Origin of the sequence: Vibrio sp. 1159 (genome assembly GCF_033340395.1) — a bacterium.
Lineage (GTDB): Bacteria > Pseudomonadota > Gammaproteobacteria > Enterobacterales > Vibrionaceae > Vibrio > Vibrio alginolyticus.
In genome coordinates, this window is the sequence record NZ_JAWOWL010000084.1 from 1 (window position 1) to 1,764 (window position 1,764).

Here is a 1,764-nt window from a genome sequence, read left to right on the forward strand (position 1 = left end):
TAGCTTATCGACGCAGGTGCTGGTGTACAAAGGTTTGTGCATGCCTGCGGATTTGCCTCGCTTCTACCTTGATCTTGCTGATCTACGCATGGAATCCGCTATCTGTCTGTTCCACCAGCGTTTTTCAACCAACACTCAACCTCGCTGGCCACTGGCGCAGCCGTTCCGTTATCTTGCTCACAACGGTGAGATCAATACCATTGAAGGCAACCGCCAATGGGCCCGAGCGCGTGCTTATAAGTTCTCTTCCCCATTGCTGCCCGATTTACAAACCGCAGCTCCGTTTGTAAATGAGACTGGTTCGGATTCTTCAAGTCTGGATAACATGTTGGATCTTTTCTTGGCCGGCGGCATGGATATCTTCCGAGCCATGCGAATGCTTGTTCCACCAGCATGGCAAAATCACCCAGATATGGATCCCGATCTACGAGCCTTCTACGATTTCAACTCCAAACACATGGAGCCTTGGGATGGCCCAGCAGGGATCGTACTTTCCGATGGCCGCTACGCAGCATGTAACCTCGATCGAAACGGTCTGCGCCCAGCTCGCTACGTGATCACAAAAGACAAGTTGATCACGCTGGCTTCTGAAATCGGTATTTGGGATTACGCACCAGACGAAGTTGCGAAAAAAGGTCGTGTTGGCCCTGGTGAGTTGTTAGTTGTCGATACTCGTAAAGGTAAACTGTGGCAATCAAGCGAGATCGATAACGATCTCAAATCTCGTCACCCTTATCGCGAATGGATGGAGAACAACGTTCGCAAACTAACGCCATTCTCTCAGTTACCTGAAGATCAAGTGGGTGAGCGAAGCTTCGATGAAGATTTGCTTAAGACCTATCAAAAGCAGTTCGCCATGACCAATGAAGAAGTGGATCAGGTGCTGCGTGTACTTGGCGATATGGGTCAAGAAGCCGTAGGCTCTATGGGCGATGACACGCCAATGGCAGTACTGTCTTCGAAAGAGCGTTTGGTTACCGATTACTTCCGCCAGAAGTTTGCTCAGGTCACCAACCCGCCTATCGATCCACTACGTGAAAAGCATGTTATGTCGTTAGCCACCAGTATAGGTCAGGAGATGAACGTCTTCTGTGAAACCGACGGCCACGCGCATCGAGTGACATTTGATTCTCCAGTGCTACTTTACTCTGACATGCAGCAGTTGCTTGAGCTGGGTGACGATCACTACCGCAATACCATTCTCGACATAAACTACGATCCACAAGAGAAAGATCTCAAACAAGCGATTGATGACTTATGTGATCAAGCTGAACAAGTGGTGCGAGAAGGCACCGTCTTAGTGGTTCTTTCCGACCGCGCATTAGTTAAAGGCAAGTTGCCAATTCCAGCCGCCATGGCTGTCGGCGCCGTGCAAACTCGCTTAGTTACAGCCAACCTTCGTTGTGATGCCAACATCGTCGCGGAAACCGCAACCGCACGTGACCCTCATCAATTTGCCGTATTGCTAGGCTTTGGCGCTACGGCGGTTTATCCGTATCTAGCTTATGAAGCGCTAGGCAAGTTGATTGACGATGGTGCCCTAGATAAAGACTACCGCGATGTTATGCAGAACTATCAGTATGGCATCAACAAAGGCTTGTACAAAATCATGTCGAAGATGGGTATTTCGACCATCGCCTCTTACCGTTGCTCACAATTGTTCGAAGCTGTTGGGTTGAGCCGGGAAGTGGTCGACTTGTGCTTTAAAGGCGTAACCACTCGCATCGAAGGCGCAAACTTTGATGATTTCCAACAAGATTTAAC

At 49.4% G+C, this 1,764-nt stretch carries 1 protein-coding gene; it reads left to right on the forward strand.

Annotated features, from left to right (window positions below):
* A partial coding sequence (gltB, locus tag R7127_RS26015; RefSeq protein ID WP_318148661.1) for a glutamate synthase large subunit occupies positions 1-1,764 on the forward strand: 1,764 nt, incomplete at both ends.